General features: G+C 60.7%; 1 protein-coding gene. It reads left to right on the top strand.

Annotated elements, in window-relative coordinates; translation table 11 throughout:
• The coding region (locus KJQ96_RS39420; RefSeq protein ID WP_213291264.1) for a hypothetical protein at window positions 1-246 on the top strand (246 nt) is incomplete at its 5' end.
• Window position 247 lies beyond the last annotated feature (1 nt).

The following is a 247-nucleotide window of genomic DNA, read 5'->3' as shown; positions in this document are numbered from 1 at the left end:
CTCCGCGCTATGCAACCCGATGCCGCTCGTGGCGCCGGTGATCACCGCTACCTTGCCGTCCAGCCGTCCCATGTTGTTACCCCCGTCAAATTCGTTCACAGCAATATTCCCGCCCCTCGCGGACAAGGCAAGCGAGCTTGTTCCATCGCGACCACCCGGCGCTCGGCTGGCTTTGCTGCCTTGGTCGCCACGAAATCCCCGATTTTCGGCGTGATCGGCCATATTTTGGATGCGCTGATCACGTGAA

The sequence above is a fragment of the Bradyrhizobium sp. sGM-13 genome (assembly GCF_018398875.1).
Lineage (GTDB): Bacteria > Pseudomonadota > Alphaproteobacteria > Rhizobiales > Xanthobacteraceae > Bradyrhizobium.
Note: the sequence above shows the minus strand (reverse complement) of the source record. Positions and strands in the feature narration are given on the sequence as shown.